Origin of the sequence: Turicibacter bilis (genome assembly GCF_024499055.1) — a bacterium.
GTDB lineage: Bacteria > Bacillota_I > Bacilli_A > MOL361 > Turicibacteraceae > Turicibacter > Turicibacter bilis.
Window position 1 is genome coordinate 1,803,335 of the sequence record NZ_CP071249.1, and the last position, 22,112, is coordinate 1,825,446.

General features: G+C 34.4%; 25 protein-coding genes. 15 read left to right on the forward strand and 10 right to left on the reverse strand.

Annotation, left to right across the window (positions count from 1 at the left end; translation table 11 throughout):
• Positions 1-116 precede the first annotated feature (116 nt).
• From J0J69_RS08690 to J0J69_RS08700, 3 genes are all read left to right on the forward strand, one after another.
• The gene (locus tag J0J69_RS08690) at positions 117-551 is read left to right on the forward strand and encodes a GNAT family N-acetyltransferase (RefSeq protein WP_212724635.1); all 435 of its coding nucleotides are present in this window, start codon (positions 117-119) and stop codon (positions 549-551) included.
• A 231-nt stretch (positions 552-782) separates the two neighbouring features.
• Positions 783-1,484, forward strand: a complete 702-nt coding sequence (locus J0J69_RS08695) for a hypothetical protein (protein ID WP_055277598.1) — start codon at positions 783-785, stop codon at positions 1,482-1,484.
• 14 nt (positions 1,485-1,498) lie between these two features.
• A complete protein-coding gene (locus tag J0J69_RS08700) occupies positions 1,499-2,362 on the forward strand; it encodes a stalk domain-containing protein (protein ID WP_212725191.1) in 864 nt (287 codons plus the stop codon).
• Between the two features lie 39 nt (positions 2,363-2,401).
• On the opposite strand, the gene J0J69_RS08705 is transcribed toward J0J69_RS08700, so the two are convergent.
• Genes J0J69_RS08705 through J0J69_RS08715 form a run of 3 tightly spaced genes read right to left on the reverse strand, consistent with a single transcriptional unit; the run spans position 2,402 to position 3,850 of the window.
• On the reverse strand, positions 2,402-3,328 hold the full coding sequence (locus tag J0J69_RS08705) for a CPBP family intramembrane glutamic endopeptidase (RefSeq protein ID WP_212725190.1): 927 nt from the start codon (positions 3,326-3,328) through the stop codon (positions 2,402-2,404).
• Positions 3,329-3,375: 47 nt separating this feature from the next.
• The gene (locus J0J69_RS08710; RefSeq protein WP_156344101.1) at positions 3,376-3,534 is read right to left on the reverse strand and encodes a hypothetical protein; all 159 of its coding nucleotides are present in this window, start codon (positions 3,532-3,534) and stop codon (positions 3,376-3,378) included.
• Between the two features lies 1 nt (position 3,535).
• Positions 3,536-3,850: a YbjQ family protein gene (locus J0J69_RS08715; RefSeq protein WP_055244581.1), complete on the reverse strand. Its 315-nt coding sequence runs from the start codon at positions 3,848-3,850 to the stop codon at positions 3,536-3,538.
• 302 nt (positions 3,851-4,152) lie between these two features.
• Here J0J69_RS08715 and J0J69_RS08720 point away from each other — a divergent pair, with 302 nt between their 5' ends.
• Positions 4,153-4,338 carry a (2Fe-2S)-binding protein gene (locus J0J69_RS08720; RefSeq protein ID WP_055244583.1) on the forward strand — a complete coding sequence of 62 codons (186 nt, stop codon included), beginning with the start codon at positions 4,153-4,155 and terminating at the stop codon, positions 4,336-4,338.
• Between the two features lie 158 nt (positions 4,339-4,496).
• Here J0J69_RS08720 and J0J69_RS08725 read toward each other — a convergent pair whose 3' ends face one another.
• On the reverse strand, positions 4,497-4,709 hold the full coding sequence (locus tag J0J69_RS08725) for a zinc ribbon domain-containing protein (RefSeq protein WP_055244585.1): 213 nt from the start codon (positions 4,707-4,709) through the stop codon (positions 4,497-4,499).
• Positions 4,710-5,083: 374 nt separating this feature from the next.
• Between J0J69_RS08725 and J0J69_RS08730 the strand changes: the two genes are divergently transcribed.
• The 5 genes from J0J69_RS08730 (at position 5,084) to J0J69_RS08750 (ending at position 8,842) form a co-directional block, all read left to right on the forward strand.
• A complete protein-coding gene (locus J0J69_RS08730; RefSeq protein ID WP_055277606.1) occupies positions 5,084-5,809 on the forward strand; it encodes a YebC/PmpR family DNA-binding transcriptional regulator in 726 nt (241 codons plus the stop codon).
• A gap of 261 nt (positions 5,810-6,070) precedes the next feature.
• On the forward strand, positions 6,071-6,451 hold the full coding sequence (locus tag J0J69_RS08735) for a hypothetical protein (protein WP_055277608.1): 381 nt from the start codon (positions 6,071-6,073) through the stop codon (positions 6,449-6,451).
• Between the two features lie 142 nt (positions 6,452-6,593).
• Positions 6,594-6,716 (forward strand): alpha/beta fold hydrolase, encoded by a 123-nt coding sequence (locus tag J0J69_RS08740; protein WP_256637857.1) that lies wholly within the window; start codon positions 6,594-6,596, stop codon positions 6,714-6,716.
• Positions 6,717-7,154: 438 nt separating this feature from the next.
• The gene (locus J0J69_RS08745) at positions 7,155-8,048 is read left to right on the forward strand and encodes an ABC transporter ATP-binding protein (RefSeq protein WP_055277610.1); all 894 of its coding nucleotides are present in this window, start codon (positions 7,155-7,157) and stop codon (positions 8,046-8,048) included.
• Positions 8,045-8,842, forward strand: coding sequence for an ABC transporter permease (locus J0J69_RS08750; RefSeq protein WP_055277612.1), 798 nt, complete (start codon positions 8,045-8,047; stop codon positions 8,840-8,842). Before J0J69_RS08745 ends, J0J69_RS08750 begins: the two co-directional genes overlap by 4 nt.
• A 39-nt stretch (positions 8,843-8,881) precedes the next feature.
• Here the strand turns inward: J0J69_RS08750 and J0J69_RS08755 are convergent, their stop codons facing one another.
• Positions 8,882-9,166, reverse strand: a complete 285-nt coding sequence (locus J0J69_RS08755; protein ID WP_237252747.1) for a hypothetical protein — start codon at positions 9,164-9,166, stop codon at positions 8,882-8,884.
• Between the two features lie 243 nt (positions 9,167-9,409).
• Here J0J69_RS08755 and J0J69_RS08760 point away from each other — a divergent pair, with 243 nt between their 5' ends.
• Positions 9,410-10,567 (forward strand): iron-containing alcohol dehydrogenase, encoded by a 1,158-nt coding sequence (locus J0J69_RS08760; RefSeq protein WP_212725189.1) that lies wholly within the window; start codon positions 9,410-9,412, stop codon positions 10,565-10,567.
• Positions 10,568-10,691: 124 nt separating this feature from the next.
• Here the strand turns inward: J0J69_RS08760 and J0J69_RS08765 are convergent, their stop codons facing one another.
• The 3 genes from J0J69_RS08765 to J0J69_RS08775 all read right to left on the reverse strand — a co-directional run bounded on the left by J0J69_RS08765 (position 10,692) and on the right by J0J69_RS08775 (position 13,299).
• Positions 10,692-10,916, reverse strand: a complete 225-nt coding sequence (locus J0J69_RS08765; RefSeq protein WP_055277616.1) for a hypothetical protein — start codon at positions 10,914-10,916, stop codon at positions 10,692-10,694.
• A gap of 141 nt (positions 10,917-11,057) precedes the next feature.
• Entirely contained in the window at positions 11,058-11,654 is a 597-nt protein-coding gene (locus tag J0J69_RS08770) for an NAD(P)H-dependent oxidoreductase (protein ID WP_055244600.1), read from the reverse strand.
• Between the two features lie 817 nt (positions 11,655-12,471).
• Positions 12,472-13,299: an undecaprenyl-diphosphate phosphatase gene (locus J0J69_RS08775; RefSeq protein WP_055243535.1), complete on the reverse strand. Its 828-nt coding sequence runs from the start codon at positions 13,297-13,299 to the stop codon at positions 12,472-12,474.
• 160 nt (positions 13,300-13,459) lie between these two features.
• On the opposite strand from J0J69_RS08775, the gene J0J69_RS08780 reads away from it, so the two are divergent.
• Complete coding sequence (locus tag J0J69_RS08780; protein WP_212725188.1) at positions 13,460-14,299, forward strand: metallophosphoesterase; 840 nt, start codon at positions 13,460-13,462, stop codon at positions 14,297-14,299.
• 59 nt (positions 14,300-14,358) lie between these two features.
• Here the strand turns inward: J0J69_RS08780 and J0J69_RS08785 are convergent, their stop codons facing one another.
• A complete protein-coding gene (locus tag J0J69_RS08785) occupies positions 14,359-16,053 on the reverse strand; it encodes a M3 family oligoendopeptidase (protein ID WP_212725187.1) in 1,695 nt (564 codons plus the stop codon).
• 251 nt (positions 16,054-16,304) lie between these two features.
• Between J0J69_RS08785 and J0J69_RS08790 the strand changes: the two genes are divergently transcribed.
• Genes J0J69_RS08790 through pnuC form a run of 3 tightly spaced genes read left to right on the forward strand, consistent with a single transcriptional unit; the run spans position 16,305 to position 18,879 of the window.
• Positions 16,305-17,300, forward strand: a complete 996-nt coding sequence (locus J0J69_RS08790) for an ADP-ribosylglycohydrolase family protein (protein WP_212725186.1) — start codon at positions 16,305-16,307, stop codon at positions 17,298-17,300.
• Positions 17,297-18,202, forward strand: coding sequence for a PfkB family carbohydrate kinase (locus tag J0J69_RS08795; protein ID WP_055275486.1), 906 nt, complete (start codon positions 17,297-17,299; stop codon positions 18,200-18,202). Before J0J69_RS08790 ends, J0J69_RS08795 begins: the two co-directional genes overlap by 4 nt.
• On the forward strand, positions 18,190-18,879 hold the full coding sequence (pnuC, locus tag J0J69_RS08800) for a nicotinamide riboside transporter PnuC (protein WP_055275488.1): 690 nt from the start codon (positions 18,190-18,192) through the stop codon (positions 18,877-18,879). Before J0J69_RS08795 ends, pnuC begins: the two co-directional genes overlap by 13 nt.
• Before the next feature lie 132 nt (positions 18,880-19,011).
• On the opposite strand, the gene J0J69_RS08805 is transcribed toward pnuC, so the two are convergent.
• Entirely contained in the window at positions 19,012-19,758 is a 747-nt protein-coding gene (locus tag J0J69_RS08805; RefSeq protein WP_212725185.1) for a M15 family metallopeptidase, read from the reverse strand.
• A gap of 426 nt (positions 19,759-20,184) precedes the next feature.
• Here J0J69_RS08805 and J0J69_RS08810 point away from each other — a divergent pair, with 426 nt between their 5' ends.
• Positions 20,185-21,426: an IS110 family RNA-guided transposase gene (locus tag J0J69_RS08810; RefSeq protein WP_055245311.1), complete on the forward strand. Its 1,242-nt coding sequence runs from the start codon at positions 20,185-20,187 to the stop codon at positions 21,424-21,426.
• The last annotated feature ends 686 nt before the right edge of the window (positions 21,427-22,112 follow it).

Here is a 22,112-nt window from a genome sequence, read left to right on the forward strand (position 1 = left end):
GACAGATAGAGTCAAATACTCAAAGTTTATCACTAGTTTTGCGATGCCGTATAAATGCCTACGCTCCTGATTATAATGAATATACCAAGGATAATCGTTTATAAGGGGGAGCAAAAATGATTACACTAAGACCTATTTCAAAAGATAATTTCTGGGACTGCATAGATCTAGCGGTCCATCCCGAACAACAAAGCTTTGTCACTTCAAATGCTATTTCAATTGCCCAGTCTAAGGTACAGCCTGAATGTATCCCACTAGCCATCTATCATGAGGATGTGATGGTAGGATTCGTCATGTATTGCCTTGATACTGACGATGATGAGTATTGGATTTATCGCCTGATGATTGATCAACACTATCAAAATCAAGGATTTGGTACTGAAGCTCTCCACCAAGTGATTGAACTCATCAAAGATGATAAAACTCGTCACCAAATCTTTTTAGGTGTTCATATTGAAAGTGAATCTGCGATTCATCTCTATAAACAAGTAGGATTCGAATTTAATGGACAAATTTTTGGTCAAGAACATGTTATGGTGCTAAATTATTAATTTTTTTCATCATACTGTAAAACATCATCTTCTTAACTTTTTACTGAAATAGCGCTCTACTCTCTAATAAAGATACGCCAATTGATCTATCTCAAATAAAACAAGGAAACAGCGATGAAGTTGTTTCCTTATTTTGTTATTTTCATTGTATTTTCCTTTTTTTTCATCTAAAATGATTACTGAATCACTTATTTTGGGGAATTTTTAAAATGATGAAAATGGAGGAGTTTTATGCAGCGTAATATTTCAAAGAAGCCAATTATTATTTTAGGTAGTTTATTGACTCTATTAATAGTGGTTACCCTCATTTATGGGGTTTCATCAGCTAAAAATAAAGAACTAAAACTTGAACAATTAATCGACACATCTTATGAAGTCTTAGATGTTCGTCGTCATAAAAAAGAAAAAACCTATGAGGTTGATATTCAAGCTGAGCTCTCGTATGCTGATAATATTTTACTAGCTAATAAATTATTAAAAGAACTTGAACAATATGATCAAACAAATGCCGTGAAGTTAAACATGAACGTTTATCAACAAAAACCAACAAAAACGACAAAAGATTCAGTTGATTTCACCGATCAAGCATATCGCTATACCATTGAAACAAATGGTTCTTACATTTATCAATACGAGCCACTCCATACAGCGAATTTAACTAACGATTTATTATTCTCAACTGAATGGGAGATTAAAGATTCACAGCTATCTAAAAATGAACTCACTTTCAGTGCCATCTTACCGAAAACATTATCACCAGAAGAAGTGACATCACTATTAAATGAGTTAGCCGATGAAATGATTCGTTACAATTTTAAAAATACCGAAAAAGCTTCGGCCACGATTCAATCAGAAATTAGTGATACAGAAACTTATTACTATTTATCTGAGCAGCCAAATTATTTAATTTATAAAACACGTTTAATCGGTTAAGGGGGAACTCAGTTATGAAATATCCAATCATTTTTTTATTTTCGCTTTTACCAGCTTTCTTAACAAGTAACCAAGAAACATTAAAGCCAATTAATATTCCTGTCGATATTCATGAAGATTTTGCATCATTAGATGACATCATGGCTACTTTAGAAGGAAGTGTGACTTTAGATGAAGAAACAGATACTTATACATACAGAATTCAAGGTCAAGAAATTAAACTAAATCTTAACTACGGATATAGCGAGGTGAATGGCGAAAATGAGGCTTTATTCATAGAAATTGACAAAGAAACAAATTTAATGACGATTAAATGGGTAACACCTCAGCTCATTGATGATGAAATTTATGTTCCTATTCAATATATCGAGCGAGTATTGGATGCAACTTATACAGACCATGCCTTTACCGTTCAAGTCAAAGAAACCGTTGTTGAAGAAGAGGACTCTGACGAAGAAGAACTTATCCGAGAAGTCACTCCTGAAGATGAGCAAGAAATACCGAAGCCATCCAATACATCAAAACCAAATCAAATCGAACAAAAGCCAACTCAAACTCCTAACACTCCGAACGATGCGGAACAAAAACCAACCCCTCCTATACAAACAGAAGATGAGCAACCGAGTGATGAACCTACTCAAACTCCTATTCAACCTGAATCAAAACCTGAAGAAGAACCTAAGCCACCTGTAGAGGAAGATAAAGAGGAATCTGAAGATCCACAACCACCAATTGATGACTCAGAAGATTTTAACCCCCTCCCTCCAATCAATCATCCAGCTGATTCCGAAAAAGAGGAAGAGTCTGAGTCAGAGAATTCAAATGAAGATTTAATGTTATCTGATCAAGTCTCTCAGTCAGAACAGGTTGATAACTAAATTATAAAAAAGGCAAAATGGAATTTCCATTTTGCCTTTTTATGTTGTTATAATAGTCAGAATAATTACGACAAAGCTAATGACGAGGTAACCAATCATCCCTCCATTACCAAAAATGGTTTGAACTAATCGATGGCGATGAATATAATAGGTTCCTGAATTCAGATTGATTTTTTTCATCAGTTTAATTAACCCAACAATTCCTACAACAAGAATCGTAAAAACGACTCCTATGGCTAACGCAATTCGTATCACTTCTGTACCATCACCTAATATAGCTGGCATAATAACGGCGCTCATCCCATTAATAAAGATATGTAAAATGATAGCATACTGAACTCGATTAGTTTTTAATGTGACATAGGCAAAAATAGCTCCTAAAGCTGTGGCATAAAAAACTTGAGATAAATTTCCGTGATACACTCCAAAGGTAACTGCTGAAACTAAAATAGCCACTTTATCGCCATATAATTTGATTTTATCGATTAGAATTTTCCTAAATAGGATTTCTTCAATAATAGGGGATAAAATGACGCCACAAATAAATAATCCGATTGAAGACGTCCCAACAACGAGATTTTCTCCAACATTTGTAATGAAATTTCCTTTTAAAGATTCAATGGCTGCCATTAATAATAGGGTGAATAAATTAAAGACGTACGCCAATGTGTAAGCTATACATCCATATTCAATGAGATTAAAAAGTTTTAGTTTCTGTACACCGTCCATTGAAACACTAGGTAAATCTTTAACCATCCAACAAAATAAAGGAAATCCAATTAAGTAAAAACTAATCACTATTAATATCCAAGTGAGCCATTGTGATTGCAAACAAGGAGAATCCATGGTTTTTAAAATCGCGATTATAGCCAGTTGAATCCCATTTACTACTAGAAAACTAATCACCAATGAAAATCCGATTCGACTAAATACTTCTTTAGGTTGTAATTCCAATTTCAAATTCATCTCCCTTCCCTCCAAAATAAAAACTAGAGAGCTTCTCTAGTTTTCATTTAATAGTCCTTATAATCTTTGAATTTTTCTTTTTCAGTTTTTCGTTCTCGTTGTCGTTCTGTAACCTTTGCGATGAGTAAGCCAATTACAACTAGAATTCCACTCAGATAAAAAAGTAATATCCCACCAATAATCATGTTTACCCATATCGCTGTCATCTTATTTCACCACCACAGCTGTTCCATAGGCCACCATCTCTGCTGCTCCAGCCATCACAGCAGATGACATTAATCGAACCCCTACAATCGCATTTGCTCCAATACTTTGTGCCTCATCTGCCATTCGTCCAAATGCAATTTGACGAGCTTCGATGAGCATCTCATTATAGCCGTTGAGTTCTCCACCAACAATTGTCTTAAGTGAAGCACTGATATCCTTTCCAATATGCTTAGAACGTACCGTACTTCCTTTGACTAGTCCCTTAACTTCAACAATCTCTTTCCCTGGAATTGAATCTGTTGTCACAATCAACATTTTGATTCCTCCCTCCGCTATCTATTAAAGTATATGACGAATTTATCCTACTTATGTCTAATAAAAATCCATCCCCCCTAGGATTCAAAATGTATAGTTATTCTCAATCAAGCTTCCTTTGATTTTAATAGAACCTGTGGATAACTAAATCACGAAATCCATCACCTTATTAAGTCATTGCTCCTGATTAGATAAAAAAACTTCTATTATATTTTTATATCCAACCTTAAAAAGCAATCAGCTTGTTTGAAACCATGACTTCAGATAAAATGGAAACATAAAGAAAAAAAGGAGGAAGTATAATGGATTTAAATCAAAAAATTTGCTACTGCTTCAATGTAACAGTTGGAGATATTAAAAAAGAAATTGAATCAGGTTCAACAACATTACAAGAAATTCAATCAGAAACAAAAGCAGGAACGGCTTGTAAAGGATGCGTTAAACGTCTACAAGAAACAATTGATGCTTTATTAGCAGAAAAAGCTTAATCGTATAAGATTAGAGGAGGTCTAAATTTAGACCTCCTCTTTCTCATATTAAAAAATGTTAAATAGCCTAGATAATTACTCACTTTAACTAGCTCAGGGAATACAAACTATTCAAGCATATCACCTATAAGTAATAAACTTCATATCTTTATTTCCTATTATCCTCCAATTAAGAAATCGAAGATATTTTCTAAATCACTTGTTGTTCCTTTATACATTTCTGTATACTTACATTTCGTACAAGTAATAGTCGTAAATCTACGATTTTGTACATCAAACAATTTAGAAATTCCACTACCTGTGGCACAAAATTCATCTACTTCATAACTGTTATTTTCACATTTGGGACAAACATACTTTTCAATCTTCATAACCTCACCTCATTTAGTAAAAAATAATCTACTCATTATCAATATTAGTTATACATTATATGAAAAAAAAGAACTTGAATATGATGATTATTTCTTTTAGATACACAGAACAATTTATATTAATCTAGATAAAAACTTTTATAAAAGAATAGTTTTCTTTCATAGACGTATCTATAAAGTCTAACTTCAGATTATCATATTTTAATTCACTAAGATGTCAATTTATGTCTAATATTGCATTTTTCAGGGATGAGAAGTCCATAATTCGGATAAAACTTGAAAAGATAGGAGTGAGAGGAGTATAATAAATAAATGTATAGTTAGTATTCTGACAATCGTCATTTAATAAAAATTACAATTAGGAGTGATACCCAATGGGTCGTAAGTGGAATAACATTAAATACGGTAAAGCTGCAAAAGATGCCGCTCGTTCAAAAGTTTTAGCTCGTTTCGGAAAAGAAATTTACATGGCAGCTAAAAATGGTGATCCAGATCCAGCCTTAAACCGTAACTTAGCTTCTGTTATTGACCGTGCTAAAGTTGCAGGGGTTAACCGTGAAATCATTGACCGCGCAATCAATAAAGCAAAAGGTGGTTCAGATGAGAACTATGATTTCATCCGTTATGAAGGATATGGACCAAATGGTTCTGCCGTTATCGTTGATACATTAACAGACAACGTAAACCGTACAGTTGCTGAAGTTCGTTCAGCTTTCAATAAAAATGGTGGAAAAATCGGTGTAAGTGGTGCCGTAGCCTTCATGTTCGAAGCAACTGCATTATTCGGATTCAATGGAAACTCTGCTGATGAAATTTTAGAAGGATTAATGGAAGCAGACGTAGACGTTCGTGACGTTGAAGAAGAAGATGGAGAAATCACAGTATACGCTGATCAAGATCAATTCCATGCCGTACAAACAGCATTAAATGAAATGGGAATCACTGAATTCGAAGTTGCTGAATTAACAATGTTACCAACATCAACAGTAGAATTAGAAGGTGACGCATTAGCTAAATTCTTAAAATTATTAGACGTTTTAGAAGACTTAGACGATGTACAACAAGTACACCACAACGTAGAATTACCAGAAGAAGAATAAAAGGTTGCCCTAAAGGATAACAATATCTAAATTCTAACGAATTAGATATTCTAAAAAGTTGCAGGTAACTCGAAGCTAGATTGGGGCACTTTTTCCTACTCTAGTCTTCTCTGTACCACGTACGTAGTACGTGGTATTTTTATTTTAAAATTAAGAGGATAGAAAAATCTCCTCATATCTCATCAGATGAAGGATGATAATAACAATAAAGTACGTATTTACGCTATTTATTATTTTCTCTACTGAAAGGAAGTTTACCAAATGGAAATTAAAACGAAACATAAGAAGTTCAAAAGCTTTACAGACTTATATAGCTTTATGGTTGATGGGCATTTAGAAGAAATCAGTGTCACTATGAAATACCCAGATGGAACTAAAAGTAATGGAATTATGCCAATTGATATGGTTTTATCATTCAAATGTATTGAAGATATCAAGTCATTAGATAAAGAATTAAAAGAGTTAGCGACTAAGCATAATGAAGATATTAATAAGGTTAGAGAAATTGCTGAAACTTATAATGAAATGAATCATTTTGATGATGAAGAAGGCGAGATTCAATCTCAACTAGAAAATATCGAATCAAGCAATGAATTAAAACAAATCATTCAACAATTAGTGAATGAACGTCTACAAGCTTAATCACTTATTTTAAATAATGTTCTAAAACAGCTTCTAATTAGAAGCTGTTTTTTTAATTTCTATTATAAACAGATAAGTATTCTACCTCTCAAGTAGAAAATAAAAAAGACTGATATGTTTTACCTATCAAGGCAGCGGGATAGTGGGGCATTCTATGGGAGGAGCCATTGCGACGTACTATGTTTTAAAATATAATGCTCATAGTGTTTCAAAACTTGTTCTTTTAGGCGCTGCTATTCTAGCTTGGATTAAAACTACCGAGTAGAATTATGACTATACGAAGAATTCATTGCTCAACGCTTGAACAACCGACCTAAATTTATTCAATTAGTTCGTAATCTTTTCTTCTATCAATACACAACCTGTGAAACAGTTGTCTGATTCACTAATTTATGTCTGAAAGCAGCGGGATGGTCTACTGCTAAATCTTTAATGGCTTTACGCGATGAACAATTATTTAATGACCTATCCAATATCAAAATTCAAAACTCATCTCGCTCACTGAAAGTGGACACGCTGCATTTTTTGAAGAAAAAGATAAAGTTTCTAAAGCCATTGTCAAATTTGCAACCTCATAAAAAAAGGGACATCCCTTCTTTTTTAATCTTTAGTATTCTTTATCAGCAGATAGTTGACCGATAGGACTAATCCTCCTATAATACTGATATATTGAAAAATAAGGAATTTATCAGGGGGAAATTTTATGACTACAAATGTCATCGAAATTAGACAATTAACGAAAGATTATGGTAATAATCGCGGAATTTTTGATGTCTCATTATCAGTTAAGAAAGGCGAAGTGTTTGGATTTTTAGGCCCTAATGGAGCAGGTAAATCTACAACGATTCGACATTTAATGGGGTTTATTCAAGCCGATCAAGGAAGTTGCCAAATCAATGGACTTGATTGTTTAAGAGATCATGCCCGTATTCAACAAGCACTTGGCTATCTTCCAGGTGAAATAGCCTTCATGGATGATATGACAGGCCTTGAATTTATTAAATTTATGGCAAAAATGAAAGGAATGACTGATTTAACCAAAGCGTATGAATTAATGGAGCGCTTCGAGCTCAATCCACAGGGGAAAATAAAAAAAATGTCTAAAGGAATGAAGCAAAAAATCGGGATTATTTGTGCCTTTATGCATGACCCTGAACTGTTAATTTTAGATGAGCCAAGCAGCGGATTAGATCCATTAATGCAAAATCGTTTTATTGAATTAGTGTTAGAAGAAAAGCAACGTGGAAAAACGATTTTTATGTCCTCCCATATTTTTGAAGAAATTGAACGCACATGTGACCGAACAGCGATGATTAAAGATGGACGTCTCATTTCAATTGAAGAACTTCAAACGTTAAAGGCTTCTAAACATAAAACTTATCAAATCATGTTTGCCACAGAAGAACTGGCAGAACAATTTATGAATGAGGGCTTTGAATGCGAACAAGTGGAGTCAACCGTCGTCAAAGTTCTCCCCCGAAATAATCTAAACTATTTATTAGCTACCCTAAGTCGCTATGATATTGTCGACTTAGATATAACGAAACTAACACTTGAAGAATTATTCTTACATTTTTATGGAGGGAATGAATCATGAATCTAACGTTATTTAAACGTGAAATAAAATCAAATTATAAGGTCTTTTTCATCATCTTTGCTGTTCTTTTGATGTATACAAGTGTGGTCACTAGCATGTTTGATCCCAACCTGGGATCTATTTTGGAACAATTTTCTCAAACAATGCCTGAACTGATGAGTGCTTTTGGGATGACGAGTCCCGGTTCAACGTTTATTGAATTTTTATCATCTTATTTATACGGCTTTATTTATCTCGTCTTCCCACTCATTTTTGAAATCATTGTTGCGAATAAGTTGGTTGCCCGCTACGTCGATCGCGGATCAATGGCCTACTTATTATCCACACCCGTGAGTCGAAAAACCATTATTATGACACAAATTTCGGTTCTGTGGATAACTTTAGCTGCTTTAATTTGCTTGATGACGCTTGCTCAAATCATTGTTTCTCACTTGATGTTCCCAGGTGATTTAGATGTTTCTCGTCTGATTTACATGAATATTGGATTATATTGTCTTCATTTAGCGATAAGTGGTATCTGTTTCTTTGGTTCTTGTATTAGTAATGAAATGAAAAACTCTTATCTAATCGGGGCTGGAATCCCAATTCTTTTTATTCTCATTCAAATGCTCTCAAACATTAGTGATAAACTCGACTCACTTAAATATGTCACTTTATTAACCTTATTCCCAGCCCAAGAGATTGCTAGCCATGAAACGAATGGTCTTTTCCAAGCTGGGATTCTACTGCTAATCGCTACTCTCCTTTATTCACTTGGTGCCTATCTCTTTACTAAGCGCGATTTACCTCTTTAAAATTTAAAAGGTCTCACCAATCGGTGAGACCTTTTTTCATCAATCATTTTCATCCTCTCGTTGACGTTCAATAAATCCATACATTCCATCATTTAATTCAATGGTTAGCTGACCATCATTCGAAACAAAATAATATCCATAAGGCTTACAATCTTCTGAGTATTTAATCGTTCCTAAGACATTCGTTGTATCTTGTTGACTAATGGTAAAAACATCTCCATCATTTAATGTCGTTAAAACTTCTCCTAAATCAGCATAACAATTAAATTTCTTCGTTTTTTCATCAAAAATAATTTGCACATACATATTATGTGTTGCCATCATATCAACCCTTCCTAGTATTACAATTACTCTTAGTTTGGATAGATTCTTCTTTTTAATGTGTCATTTTTCTTTCAAATATCGACTTTTTTAATCATATGGGATTGATTTTAACACCTGATGCTAAGTTTCTCATTCCATGTGACACAAATTTAAAGTAAGAATTCAACTAATCAAAGCCTTTAGCTTGCTTATAGCATACTAAAGTGCTTATAATAAGCTCAAAAGCAATAGGGGGGATGTCTCATGAATCAGTTTAATTTTTATAATCCAACAAAAATTATTTTTGGCCGTGATCGATTTAATGAGTTAGATCATTTAGTGCCAAAGGATGCTAAAGTCCTTGTCTTATATGGCGGTGGAAGTGTTAAAAAATTTGGAACACTTGATCGTGTTTTAGCAGCTTTACCTAATCGTGAGATTTTAGAATTCGGTGGAATTGAAGCTAACCCTCGTTACGAAACATTAATGAAGGCTGTTGATGTGGTACGTGCAGAAAAGATTGATTTCTTATTAGCTGTCGGTGGTGGATCAGTCATCGATGGAACAAAATTTATCGCCTTAGCAAGTTACTATGATGGAGATGGACTTGATTTATTACGTGATCGAAGCATCACAGCTAACTTAAAACAAGCTTTACCATTAGCTGCAGTCTTAACATTAGCTGCAACAGGTTCTGAGATGAATCGCGGAGGCGTTGTTAGTTCACCGATTGGGAAATTAGGATTTGGAAATGACTTAGTCTTCCCTAAATTCTCATTAGTGGACCCAAGCTTAACATTTACTTTACCAGAAACACAAGTGGCAAATGGAGTTGTCGATACATTTGTTCATGTGATGGAACAATACATGACATATCCAGCGGAAGGACGTTTCCAAGACCGTACGTCTGAGGGAATTTTAAAAACTTTAATTGAAATCGGACGTGCTACAATCGATAACCCAACAGATTATGATTTACGCGCTAATCTTGTTTGGTGTGCAACGATGGGATTAAACGGTTTAATTGGAGCCGGCGTTCCTCAGGACTGGGCAACTCATCGAATTGGTCATGAATTAACAGCCCTTTTTGGAATCGATCACGCCAAAACATTAGCAATCATTATGCCATCTTTATGGAATATCATGCGTGACACAAAACGCGAGAAACTTTTGCAATATGGTGAACGTGTCCTAAATATTACGACTGGTAGCGAAGAGGACCGTATTGACCAAATCATTGAAACAACTCGTCAATTCTTCGAAAGCTTAGGAATCAAAACAAGATTGAGTGACTATGGAATTGGCGCGGATCAAATCGACTCAATTCTCGCAGCACTTGAATTACACAATATGACGGCATTAGGAGAAAGAGGAGAAATCACACTAGAAATTAGTCGCAAAATCTTAGAAGGGGCTATTTAATGATTAAACTAGTATAAAACATCAAAACTATCAAATAATATAAGATGAGTCCAGGTGGGACTCTCCTCAAATTAGCTTCACTATAAAGAAAAAATCCCTATGACCTTCGGGCATAGGGATTTTTTCATTTCATTTCAAACGCTTTACTTTCAAATTCATGTTTAGTAAAGAATAATCTAACAATAATCTCATAAGCCATACAGCCAATAACACCGCCGAGCAACGCCCAACTTAATTGTTTTAAAATGGGAATCATCTTTCTTCTCAGAATAAAATAAACAGGTAAATAAAAAATTGCTGAAACAATCATTAACAATGAGCCTGTTACTAAATAATCAAAAATCTCCATTAGCCTATCCTCCTTCTTACACTTTACTACTAATTTAGCAATAAATTTTCACAAGAAGGAGGATATTGACTCAATCGGAATTTATCACCAAAATACTGAAATTGTCACTCTTTAAATACAATCTTCATCTTTTTTCAATCATTAAAATTGAACAGCAATCTCTTGTGCTTGTTGAATGGCTTGACTTAATATTTCTTCTAATCCTTCAGGATTTGAATCAGTATTATCTACTGCTAATGTTTGAATGTCTTCAATGCCAAAGAAACCTAAAATTGTTCTTAAATAACGATCGCCCATCTCATATGGCATGTCTTTATATTCACCACCACGAGTCACAATATGAATGGCTTTTTTATTTTGGCATAATCCCACTGGGCCTTCTGCAGTATACTTAAACGTAATTCCAGTCACACTTATATAATCAATATAAGCTTTTAAAATAGCAGGAATACTTAAATTCCACATTGGTGCTGCAAAAATATATTTATCTGCCTCAACAAATTGATAAGCATATTTTAAGTGTGGATGTTTTTTACTTTCTTCTGTTTTTGGGCCAAACAAAACACCTAAATCTTCTGGTCTTAAAAAATCAATGCCTTCTTTATATAAGTCTAAAACGACTACTTCGTCATTTGGATGTTGTTTTTTATAGCTTTCTACAAATTCATCAGAAATCCTAAAAGTACGTGATTGTCCTTCTGGTTTAATATTCGCTTTAATATATAATACTTTACTCATCGTATCGCTCCTTTACTACTAACTAGTGATATTTACGAAAAATAATAGTCTAAACTTATACTTCCTGTTTAGATTATGTAAATCTCATATTCTTTATACTGACAAGGTCCCCTGTCTAAAATTGTCTTTAGAACTTCTTTTTCTTTATCGATTAAGACATTAAAAATTTCAGTAATATTTGAAAAATAACTTCCACTAATTAAGTTTTTATTACATATTAATGATTTTAATCAATTCACCTTCCAAAATAAAAAGCACCTCCTTTAGAGATGCTCTTATATTCAAACGTATTAATTGATTTCAACTAATAATTTTTTTAATGATACCAGTTTAATTAAACAAATGAAGATACCGCATCCTATGACTCCAGTAAAGAAATTAATCATAATAAGTTCAATTAATTTTTAAGAAAATGTAGGAAAAGTTATGAAGAAATTCTTAAGATTTTAGGTTTGATTTATATAATTTTAAAAAGAGACGAACTAGTTGAATCATTATTAAAATTACAATAACGAATACAAAAACACTTATCCACAGATTAGAAATTTTCATCATTAGATAGAGTAGCGCAACGATTAATATTAAATAAAGTGCGGCAACCAAAAGAAAAATCACCCATCGAATTGGACGACTAATCTGATTAGACTGAATCATCGCAAAACACATATCAATTAAAACCTCCAAAATAAAATTCATAAACAATCACCCCGTTTCATCTCCTATTTATCATAGATGATAAATGACTTAAAATTTGTCGATTAAAAAATAGGCAATAAAAAAATCATAGTACTAACATACTATGATTTTTTTAATGAAATTAAGCAGCAATGAACCAGAAATACGCAAGAACGATAATTCCTAATACAATGCGATACCAACCGAATACTTTAAAGTCATGTTTCTTGATGTATCCCATTAAGAACTTAATCGCTAAGATTGAAACGAAGAATGCTACTAACGTTCCTGTTCCTAATATAATAGCTTCGGCGGATGTAAAAACAAATCCAAACTTTAATATTTTTAATAAACTTGCTCCAAGCATGACCGGAATCGCTAAGAAGAACGTAAACTCTGAAGCGACATAACGTGAGGCACCAATTAAAATGGCTCCGACGATTGTTGCCCCAGAACGAGATGTTCCTGGTACCAACGCTAATAATTGGAAGACTCCAACCATGAAGGCAAATTTATATGTAATCTGTGTTAAATCATTAATGACTGGACGACGTCCTTTATTACGATTTTCAACAACAATAAATAAGACTCCATAAATAATTAACATTAAGGCAACTGTTAGTGGGTTAAATAAATACTCATCAATGACATCGTCAAATAATAAACCAATGACAGCAGCTGGTAAACAAGCAACAACAATCTTGAACCATAAATTCATCGTATCGTTTTTAACTTTAAATCCACCTTTAAATTCAAATGGGAATAACTTATCCCAAAATAAACAAACAACCGCCATAATCGCTCCAAGTTGAATAACAACGAAGAACATTTCCATAAACTCAGGCGTCATATTTAATTTAATAAACTCATCGACTAAAATCATATGTCCTGTACTACTTACAGGTAGCCATTCCGTAATCCCCTCAACAATTCCTAAGAAGATTACCTTTAAAATCTCAATAAAATCCACAACTAACCCTCCTAAATTCTAATCTTTAATCAATCCCCAATCAGCATTGATTTCTATAACCTCTTTATGATACTACGGATTACTTGTTAAGAAAATACTAAAATTGCATAAACTTACATCGCAATATCCGTTATAATAATTAAAAAAAGGGGGATAATGGATGAAAAAATTAAAAATATTTCTTATAACGCTCATTGGAGTCATGATATTGGGTATTTTCTTGTATTCACAAAACAAATGGATTAGCGTGGAGCAGATCACTGTACAGTCAACACGACTTCCACAAAATTTTGACGGATTTAAAATCATGCATCTCTCTGATTTACATGGACAATACTTTGGAAAAAATCAGAGTGATTTACTTAAAAAAATTAATACTTTTAAACCAGATTTAATTGCTATTACAGGGGACCTTTTCGATTCATCTTATGATGATGAAGCAAGTTTTAGCTTAATCGAACAGCTAAGTGATTATCCTGTTTATTTTGTGACGGGAAATCATGAAGCGTGGGAAAGCCATTTTAAAGAATTAAAAGAACGCCTTGTCCAAATGGGAGTCCGCCTATTACATAATGAACATGCAACGTTAGAGATTAATGGTCAATCAATTGAATTAGTCGGAATTGATGATCCTGATTTTGGTTCATCTGTGGATAACAATTTACGTATTGCATTACAAGAGAGTGAGTCAAATAAATTTAAACTTTTATTGTCCCATCGTCCTGAAGTATTTGAAACTTACGTTGAATCAAATATTGATCTTGTCTTATCTGGACATGCTCATGGTGGACAATTTAGACTTCCTTTCATTGGAGGACTAGTTGCCCCAAATCAAGGACTCTTCCCTGAGTTTTCAGAGGGAACTCATACCAAAAATCAAACAACGATGATTATTAGCCGAGGCCTTGGAAACAGTATTATTCCGCAACGGCTCTTTAATCGTCCACATTTAATTGAAATCACATTAAAAGCGGGTGCATTTATGCACCCGCTTTTTTAGCTCGGTAAGATAGTGATGTGCTATATGGATTTCATAAAAAAGATGAAATGATTTAAATATTATAATTGTTGATCTTCCACAGCGTCTAACCAAGCTTTAATATCTGTGATAATAGAGCTAACACATCCATTTTCAAATGGAGATTTTAAATTGGCATATTCAACTAATCCTAAGAATGATTTTGTTCCTCCAACTTCACATAAACGTACGTAGTCATTCCATGCAACTTCTTGGTTATCATGCATACGTTTCCAGAACTGTAACGCACAGATTTGCGCTAATGTGTAATCAATGTAGTAGAATGGACTACCAAAAATATGCGATTGTTGGAACCACCAACCACCGCGCTCTAAAAAGTCACATCCTTCATAGTTTTTGTGTGGTAAGTATTGTTTCTCAAGTTCACGCCAAGCCGATTTACGTTGGGCTGGCGTTGCATCTGGATTATAGTAAACAAAATGTTGAAACGCATCGACAACAATTCCATAAGGAATAAATTTAATCGCTGATCCTAAATGAGTAAATTTATACTTTTCAGTATCTTCTTTAAAGAATAAGTTCATCCAAGGCCAAGTGAAAAACTCCATACTCATTGAGTGAATTTCACAGCTTTCATAAGTTGGGAAGTTTAATTCAGGTGTCTCAATCCAACGTGACGAGTAAACTTGGAAAGCATGTCCCGCTTCATGCGTTAGAACGTCAATATCTCCTGCAGTTCCATTAAAGTTTGAGAAAATAAATGGTGCTTTATATTCTGGGATATAAGTACAATATCCCCCACCTGCTTTCCCTGGTTTATTCACTAAATCTAATAACTCACTATCAACCATGAAATCGAAGAATTCTTTTGTTTGTGGCGACAATTCATGATACATTTTCACACCATTTTCTAAAATCCATTCTGGTTCTCCTTTAGGTGTGGCATTTCCTGTTGTAAATTCAAACTTTTCATCGAAATAACGGAGTGTTCCATATCCTAAACGTGCCTCTTGGCGATTATATAATGAGGTTGCCACTGGCACAATATAATCTAAAACTTGCTTACGGAAGTTTTCAACCATTTCAGGATTATAATCACTACGTGTCATACGAACATATCCTAGTTCAACGAAATTATTGAATCCTAATTTTTTTGCGATACGTGTACGAACTTTAACTAATTGATCATAAATCTCATCAATTTCTGCTTCATGCTCCTCGAAAAAGGCATATTTAGCTTTTGAAGCAGCTTCACGAACATTACGATCTTCACTTAATAAATATTTCCCCATTCCAGGTAGGGTACGTTCTTCACCATCAAATGGAATTTTAGCTGACGCTAATAATTTCGTATATTGGCTCGATAATTTATTTTCCTCTTGTAAATCTGCAATAATTTCAGGAGAAAAAGCTTTTAAACGATAATCTAAAATGGTAAAGAATTGTTTACTTAACTTTTCTTCTAATTCATTTCGATAAGGTGATGAAACGACGGCATCATAAAATAATGAATTAATTTCTTCATAAAGCGGTCCATATTCATCCCAATAATTTTGCTCAGCATCATAAAATTCATCACGTGTATCAATGCTGTGACGAATTGATGCTAATGTAGCCATCGTCTCAATATGATTACGTGTCTCATTAATTTCAGTCACGATATTTAGTTGCTCTGAGGCACTTGATGCCACCTTAAATTGATCAATTAATGACGTCATCGTCGCTTTATATTGATCAAAGTCTGGTCGTTCATATTTAAACTCAGAAAATTTCATTTATCTCACTCCTAACATAGATTCGATTTACCTTATAATTTGCGCTATCTAAAATAACTCATTCCAACTTGTTTCCCCACATCTTAGATAATTTAAGGTATTACCGCTATTATACTATATCCTCTTATATTTTGTATGTTTTTACCAAATGTTTTTTTAATTGGACACTTTGCATTGACTATTTCCATCATTTGTTCTAAAATCTTAACCATTAGGTGTCTTGTCACCTGTAAACTTAAGGAGAGATTCATATGATCAATCAAATTCTTGGGACACTGTATGGAATGGCAATCGGAGATGCCATGGGAATGCCATCAGAACTCTGGAGTCGTCAAAAAGTTAAAAATTTTTTTGGTAATATCCATACTTTCCTAGATGGACCTAGTGAAAACGAGGTCGCTTACCAATATAAAAAAGGGCAGTTTACGGATGATACGGCCCAAGCTCTTCTCGTACTAGATTCACTTATCGCAAAAAACTTCCACTTCGAGCCTGATGATTTTGTTGAACGGTTATTAAATTGGGCTAAAGAGGAAAAAGCTTTTGAAAAAAATATCTTAGGTCCAAGTTCTAAAGCAGCTTTACTCGGTATTCAAGCAGGCGATGATGTCACAAAAATTACGAACCAAGCACAAACAAACGGGTCAGCGATGCGTATTGCACCAATTGGGTGTTTATTTCACCCTAAACAAAAAGCTGAATTAATTAAATTCGTTAGTCAAATTTCTAAAGTCACTCATAGTAGCGATGTGACCCTTGCTGGTGCTTGTATGATTGCCGCTGCTGTCAGTGGAGCTATGGCTTATGACACTTTTGATCAAATCTTAGAATTTGTCTATTCAACAGAGGCACCTGCAAGAGAATTAGGATTCGAAACCATTAACCCTTCATTAAGTACGCGTACCCGTTTAGGCATTGAATTAGCTAAACAACATGCAGGAGATGATGAAAACTTTCTAGAGTCTATCTATCAAACCATTGGATGTGGTGTTTTAATGAGTGAATCTGTTCCTGCCGCCTTGTCTATTGCTTATTATGCTAAAGATGTCGAACATTGTAGCTTACTTTGTGCTAATTTAGGGGGCGATACCGATACAATTGGAGCGATGGCTTGTGCCATTCGTGGAGCATATGAAGGTTATTCTTCCATTCGTTCCGAACTCATTGTAGAAATTAATCAATCCAATTCAGTTAATTTTATAAGATATGCGAACCACTTAAACGAGGCAAGGGGGACTTTGACATGAAAATATTAGTTTTGGGTAACGCCATTGTTGATGTCATACTCAATATTAAACATTTACCTCAAACAGGAGATGATATTTACTGTGAAAAACAAGCCGTCAATATTGGGGGATGTGCATATAATGTTGCAACTATTTTAAAACACTTTAATGTGAATCATGATCTTGTCGTTCCGATTGGCGAAGGTTCATATGCAACCATGATTAAACAAGAACTTATTCATGAAGGCTATCAGCTTCATATTCAAGATGACCGTGCTGATAACGGTTATTGTCTTTGTTTAGTAGAAGATGGGGGAGAGCGGACTTTTATCACCGTTCCAGGTATTGAGAAAGACTATAAATTAGAATGGCTATCTCAATTAGATGCCTCTAATTACGATGCGGTTTATTTATCAGGTTATGACATGGAAGGAAAAAGTGGAGAAATCATTAGTCAGTGGTTAAGTGAACAATCCATTCCAAACATTTACTTTGCTCCAGGTCCACGCATTACCTTTATTGAAGAGGAGACAATGAATAAACTTTTAAATTTAAAACCTATTTTACATCTTAATCAATCAGAAGCTTTATCATTTACTCAAACAACTGAATTATTAGAAGCAGCTCAATCTTTAGTTGAACGAACACAAAATGAAGTCTTTATTACACTAGGGGAAAAGGGCGTTCTTCATTATCATGAAATGGCTAACTTCATTCCATCGGTACCAGCAACTGTTGTAAATACCATCGGAGCAGGGGATAGTCATTTAGGAGCAATCTTAGCAATGCGTGCACTTGGATATGACACTTTAACGTGTTGTGAAGTTGCTAATAAAGTAGCAGCAAAAGTTGTGAGTTTAGAAAGCAGTAAATTAGAAAAAGAAAATTTTAATAAGGGGGACTTTCTTTTATGTCAACATTAGTGATGAAAACAAAAAACTATTTTAGCGATTGGACATTATTCGAAATTTCATGGTTAATCATTTCCACCTTAACCATGTTAACGTTAAGTATCGTTTGGGGAGATTCACCTATGGCACTGATTAGTGGAGTAACAGGTATTATTTCAGTTGTTCTTTGTGCCAAAGGTAAAATTTCAACCTATGCATTTGCCTGTGTTAACGTTGGACTTTATGCGATTATTGCTTATCAAAATCGACTATTTGGTGAAGTCATGTTAAATGGATTTTACTATTTACCAATGAATATCGTTGGTTTTTATATGTGGCGTAAACAAAAAGATGATGAAGGAACAGTTATTGCACGTCGTTTAACAGCTAAACAAATCATCTTATTAATTATTGGATTATTAATCGCTATTACAGCTTACTGGCGTGTTCTTGTTGCACTTGGAGGAAATCTTCAATTAATTGACTCAATTACAACTATTCTTTCGATTGTTGCCTTCTTACTGCAGATTGGTCGTTTTATGGAACAATGGATTTTGTGGATGATTATCAATGTCTTTTCCATTACGATGTGGTCACTATTACTCGGAACACCGGAAGGTAGCGTCACAATGATTATCATGTTCTCAGCTTATCTAATTAATGGAGTCTATGGATTTAGAAACTGGTTAAAATTAAGCAAGGTCAATTAGTCACCCACTTATCTAGTTCATTCGATATCAAAATAGAAATATATCTTCCCCTTTTAAATTAATATCCTATATAAATTCTTTTAAACTTCTATATTTAGAAAAGACTGTCATTCATCCTGACAGTCTTTTAATTTAATCCCATAAAAAGCTCGTTCGATTCATCACACTTAAAACATAATCTTCTAAAATTAATTGATCCTGATAAATCTCGGTAGCAGCTTGTACCCCTACATAACGAAGATGCCATGGCTCATATTGATAACCTGTTTCCGCCGTTCGATCTTGTGGATATCTTACAATAAAACCAAATCGATAGGCATTTTCAGCGACCCACTTGCCTTCTTCTGTTTCTCCAAACAATTCGGTTAGTCCACCGTGAACAGTGTCTGACGTAACATCAATCGTTAAACCCGTCTGATGTTCACTATGTCCAGGTCGTGCGCTATATGTATCAGCTGCCTCGACTCCATCTTGTTCCACATATCGTTCATATAAAGAAGCTTGTGTCGCATAAGAGCGATAACCACTTCTAGCGATTAATTCATAACCTTCTTTTTTGGCAGCTGTGAATAATTCTTTTAAAGCATCAGCGGCCTCTTTTCTTAAATAATTCGCTTCGTTATTCTTATCATTATTATAGAGAGGCACTTCTAAAAAGACTAAATCATCTGGTTCATAATCTTCTGGCAAACTATAATTTTTGTTTACTAAAACACTTAAACTATCAGGATTTTCGACTTGTATAATATCCTGATAAAAGGCAGGTACACTATCCTCATTCAACGGTGCAGCTTCTGCTCCTGCTGAAACCATCGTTATGATTCCAATCATCATGAATAAACCACTCACTACCATCATTAAAATCTTTATTCTACTCATCTTACATCCTCCTCGTATAATAAGTTTAAGCCCTTCATTGAGGGCAGGTATTGCTCTTTGAAAACTGAATCATTCATTGATTTTTCTTTACCTAAATACTTCTGTTGGTTGATCTCTTTTTGTCTCAGATACCCTCGGACATTCCATCATATAGGTAATGGAATTGGATCCATCAGGAATATACTTTTTCCTCCTGTAGTTCGACTACATTTGAAGACTGTGACCCAGACCCAAACTGTTCGACAGACGCACAAGCTGTATCGACTCTTTCTATGTTCCTCTTCTTAACAGGGTTGAGGGCAGCACTCATAGCTAAAGTCTTTAGAATACTTATACGCGAGGTTGTCGCCACGTTTGGGGCCCTAGGGATGTCCAGCCGTATCCGAGTTTATTCCAAATTCATTCAAAAGAAAGGAGGTCCCTTCTATGAAATTATTTGTCGGTATTGATGTTAGCTCTGAAAAACTTGATGTTTGTTTTCTTGATAGTTCAGACACGACGTTAAAAGAAGTTACCCTTCCTAATAACATTAACGGTGCCTCTTCTATCAAAGAAGATGTTCTCCAGTTTCACCAATCATTTAACTATGAAAAAATCGTGATTGGAATGGAGTCTACTTCGATTTACAGTTTTCATCCTGCAACTTTTTTATCTGAAGATCTTGAACTAAAATCCTTAGGTCTCGTTGAAGTCGTTATCCAAAACCCTAAGTCCATTCATCGTTATAAAGGGCTTTTTGAAGAAGATAAAAACGATCGAATTGATGCCTTTCGTATTGCCGACTTCTTACGTATTGAACGATTTAATAAGACAGTTTTAAAAGAGGAACGCTATGTCGCTCTTCAACGTCTGACTCGTTCGAGATATCAAATGGTTCATCAACTCACCGAATGTAAACAGCACTTTCTTGAGAACCTTTACTACAAGTGTAATACCCTCTCTAAAGAGCTCGATACCTCTGTTTTTGGTGCGACCATGCTCGATCTTCTTTCTGATGCACTAACCCTCGATGAAATGGCCGAAATGGAGTTAGAAGATTTAGCTAACCTTCTACAAGAAAAAGGTCGAGGTCGTTTTAGTGATCCACAGAAATTAGCTAAAACCATTAAAAAAGCTATTCGTGATTCTTATCGATTGGGTAAAGTCGTTCAAGAATCAGTAGACATGGTTTTAGCGACTTATGCACGATTAATCCAAACGTTGAAAAAACAGATTAAAGATTTAGAAAAAAGCATTGTGGCGCTCTTTGAAATTGTAACAGAAGCCCAATGTTTAAAAAGTATTCCAGGTATCGGTATTGTTTATGCCGCCGGTATTGTCGCTGAAATCGGTCAAATTGAACGTTTTGAAAATGAAGCCCAATTAGCCAAATATTGCGGTCTCTACTGGAAAAAAAATCAGTCTGGAAACTTTGAATCGGAACGTACACCACTGACACGAACAGGCAACCAATATCTTCGGTATTATATGGTTGAAGCTGCCAACTCTATCAGACGACACGAAGATACTTACCGCTTGTATTACCAGAAAAAATACGATGAAGTTCCGAAATTTAAACACAAACGAGCCCTCGTCCTAACCGCTAGAAAATTAGTGCGTTTGGTGGATACGCTGTTACGTAACCACCAACTCTACACGCCGGAAAGGAGCGTATCACTCAAAAGCTAACTGATTGCTTTTGAATCCTTTCTGTCTGGCGCTAGGCTAAATTTTTAAAAAATTAGCCGAGGGTCTAGTTCAGTGCGCCCAACTTTTAAAAATCTTTATCTATTTTTTTCAATCATATACTTGACTTAATACCACAAGTCTTCACCACTTAATTGCCTTATTATTGAATAAAATTTTATTTTTTAAACAATTTTAGGTAAAATGGTCACAAAAGATACGATTAATCCGTTTTAAGAGTAGGATTTGAAAGGAGAGTGAGATGATGCAAGCGAGGTCATTAAATGAAACCTTGGTAACAGCAGATGAATTACAATGACAAGGGAAGTATTTCATAATGGTGACATTCTTGAATCTGAATTAAGTAGCCAAGTAACAAGTAATCCTGTGGATAACTCAGAATTTGTCATAAAAATGCTATTTCCCGGTCTATTAGATTTATCCACAATTCAAAAGATTTAAATCAATGACAAATATATTACGTTAAATAAGGAGGAATAACACTTGGTTCATCTGCTTTTATTCACGCTAATTTTCGCTACTCCCATTTATCTGCTCTATACTTTAAGTTTAAAACTATTAAAAAAAGAACAGATTGGAAACTTCCCATCTGCCTCATTGAATTTATTTTTTATTGTTACTTCGTTAATCTTTTACGCGTAACAGGGATATTTAACATTTACTTACGT

What these genes read in the sequence shown, in the direction of transcription:
- J0J69_RS08700 (WP_212725191.1), top strand. Translation starts at nt 1,499, where the DNA reads ATGAAATATCCAATCATTTTTTTATTTTCGCTTTTACCAGCTTTCTTA.
- J0J69_RS08720 (WP_055244583.1), top strand. Translation starts at nt 4,153, where the DNA reads ATGGATTTAAATCAAAAAATTTGCTACTGCTTCAATGTAACAGTTGGA.
- J0J69_RS08695 (WP_055277598.1), top strand. Translation starts at nt 783, where the DNA reads ATGCAGCGTAATATTTCAAAGAAGCCAATTATTATTTTAGGTAGTTTA.
- J0J69_RS08750 (WP_055277612.1), top strand. Translation starts at nt 8,045, where the DNA reads ATGAATCTAACGTTATTTAAACGTGAAATAAAATCAAATTATAAGGTC.
- J0J69_RS08745 (WP_055277610.1), top strand. Translation starts at nt 7,155, where the DNA reads ATGACTACAAATGTCATCGAAATTAGACAATTAACGAAAGATTATGGT.
- J0J69_RS08710 (WP_156344101.1), bottom strand. Translation starts at nt 3,534, where the DNA reads ATGACAGCGATATGGGTAAACATGATTATTGGTGGGATATTACTTTTT.
- J0J69_RS08795 (WP_055275486.1), top strand. Translation starts at nt 17,297, where the DNA reads ATGAAAATATTAGTTTTGGGTAACGCCATTGTTGATGTCATACTCAAT.
- pnuC (WP_055275488.1), top strand. Translation starts at nt 18,190, where the DNA reads ATGTCAACATTAGTGATGAAAACAAAAAACTATTTTAGCGATTGGACA.
- J0J69_RS08805 (WP_212725185.1), bottom strand. Translation starts at nt 19,758, where the DNA reads ATGAGTAGAATAAAGATTTTAATGATGGTAGTGAGTGGTTTATTCATG.
- J0J69_RS08725 (WP_055244585.1), bottom strand. Translation starts at nt 4,709, where the DNA reads ATGAAGATTGAAAAGTATGTTTGTCCCAAATGTGAAAATAACAGTTAT.
- J0J69_RS08735 (WP_055277608.1), top strand. Translation starts at nt 6,071, where the DNA reads ATGGAAATTAAAACGAAACATAAGAAGTTCAAAAGCTTTACAGACTTA.
- J0J69_RS08770 (WP_055244600.1), bottom strand. Translation starts at nt 11,654, where the DNA reads ATGAGTAAAGTATTATATATTAAAGCGAATATTAAACCAGAAGGACAA.
- J0J69_RS08780 (WP_212725188.1), top strand. Translation starts at nt 13,460, where the DNA reads ATGAAAAAATTAAAAATATTTCTTATAACGCTCATTGGAGTCATGATA.
- J0J69_RS08715 (WP_055244581.1), bottom strand. Translation starts at nt 3,850, where the DNA reads ATGTTGATTGTGACAACAGATTCAATTCCAGGGAAAGAGATTGTTGAA.
- J0J69_RS08730 (WP_055277606.1), top strand. Translation starts at nt 5,084, where the DNA reads ATGGGTCGTAAGTGGAATAACATTAAATACGGTAAAGCTGCAAAAGAT.
- J0J69_RS08690 (WP_212724635.1), top strand. Translation starts at nt 117, where the DNA reads ATGATTACACTAAGACCTATTTCAAAAGATAATTTCTGGGACTGCATA.
- J0J69_RS08785 (WP_212725187.1), bottom strand. Translation starts at nt 16,053, where the DNA reads ATGAAATTTTCTGAGTTTAAATATGAACGACCAGACTTTGATCAATAT.
- J0J69_RS08790 (WP_212725186.1), top strand. Translation starts at nt 16,305, where the DNA reads ATGATCAATCAAATTCTTGGGACACTGTATGGAATGGCAATCGGAGAT.
- J0J69_RS08755 (WP_237252747.1), bottom strand. Translation starts at nt 9,166, where the DNA reads ATGATGGCAACACATAATATGTATGTGCAAATTATTTTTGATGAAAAA.
- J0J69_RS08705 (WP_212725190.1), bottom strand. Translation starts at nt 3,328, where the DNA reads ATGAATTTGAAATTGGAATTACAACCTAAAGAAGTATTTAGTCGAATC.
- J0J69_RS08760 (WP_212725189.1), top strand. Translation starts at nt 9,410, where the DNA reads ATGAATCAGTTTAATTTTTATAATCCAACAAAAATTATTTTTGGCCGT.
- J0J69_RS08765 (WP_055277616.1), bottom strand. Translation starts at nt 10,916, where the DNA reads ATGGAGATTTTTGATTATTTAGTAACAGGCTCATTGTTAATGATTGTT.
- J0J69_RS08810 (WP_055245311.1), top strand. Translation starts at nt 20,185, where the DNA reads ATGAAATTATTTGTCGGTATTGATGTTAGCTCTGAAAAACTTGATGTT.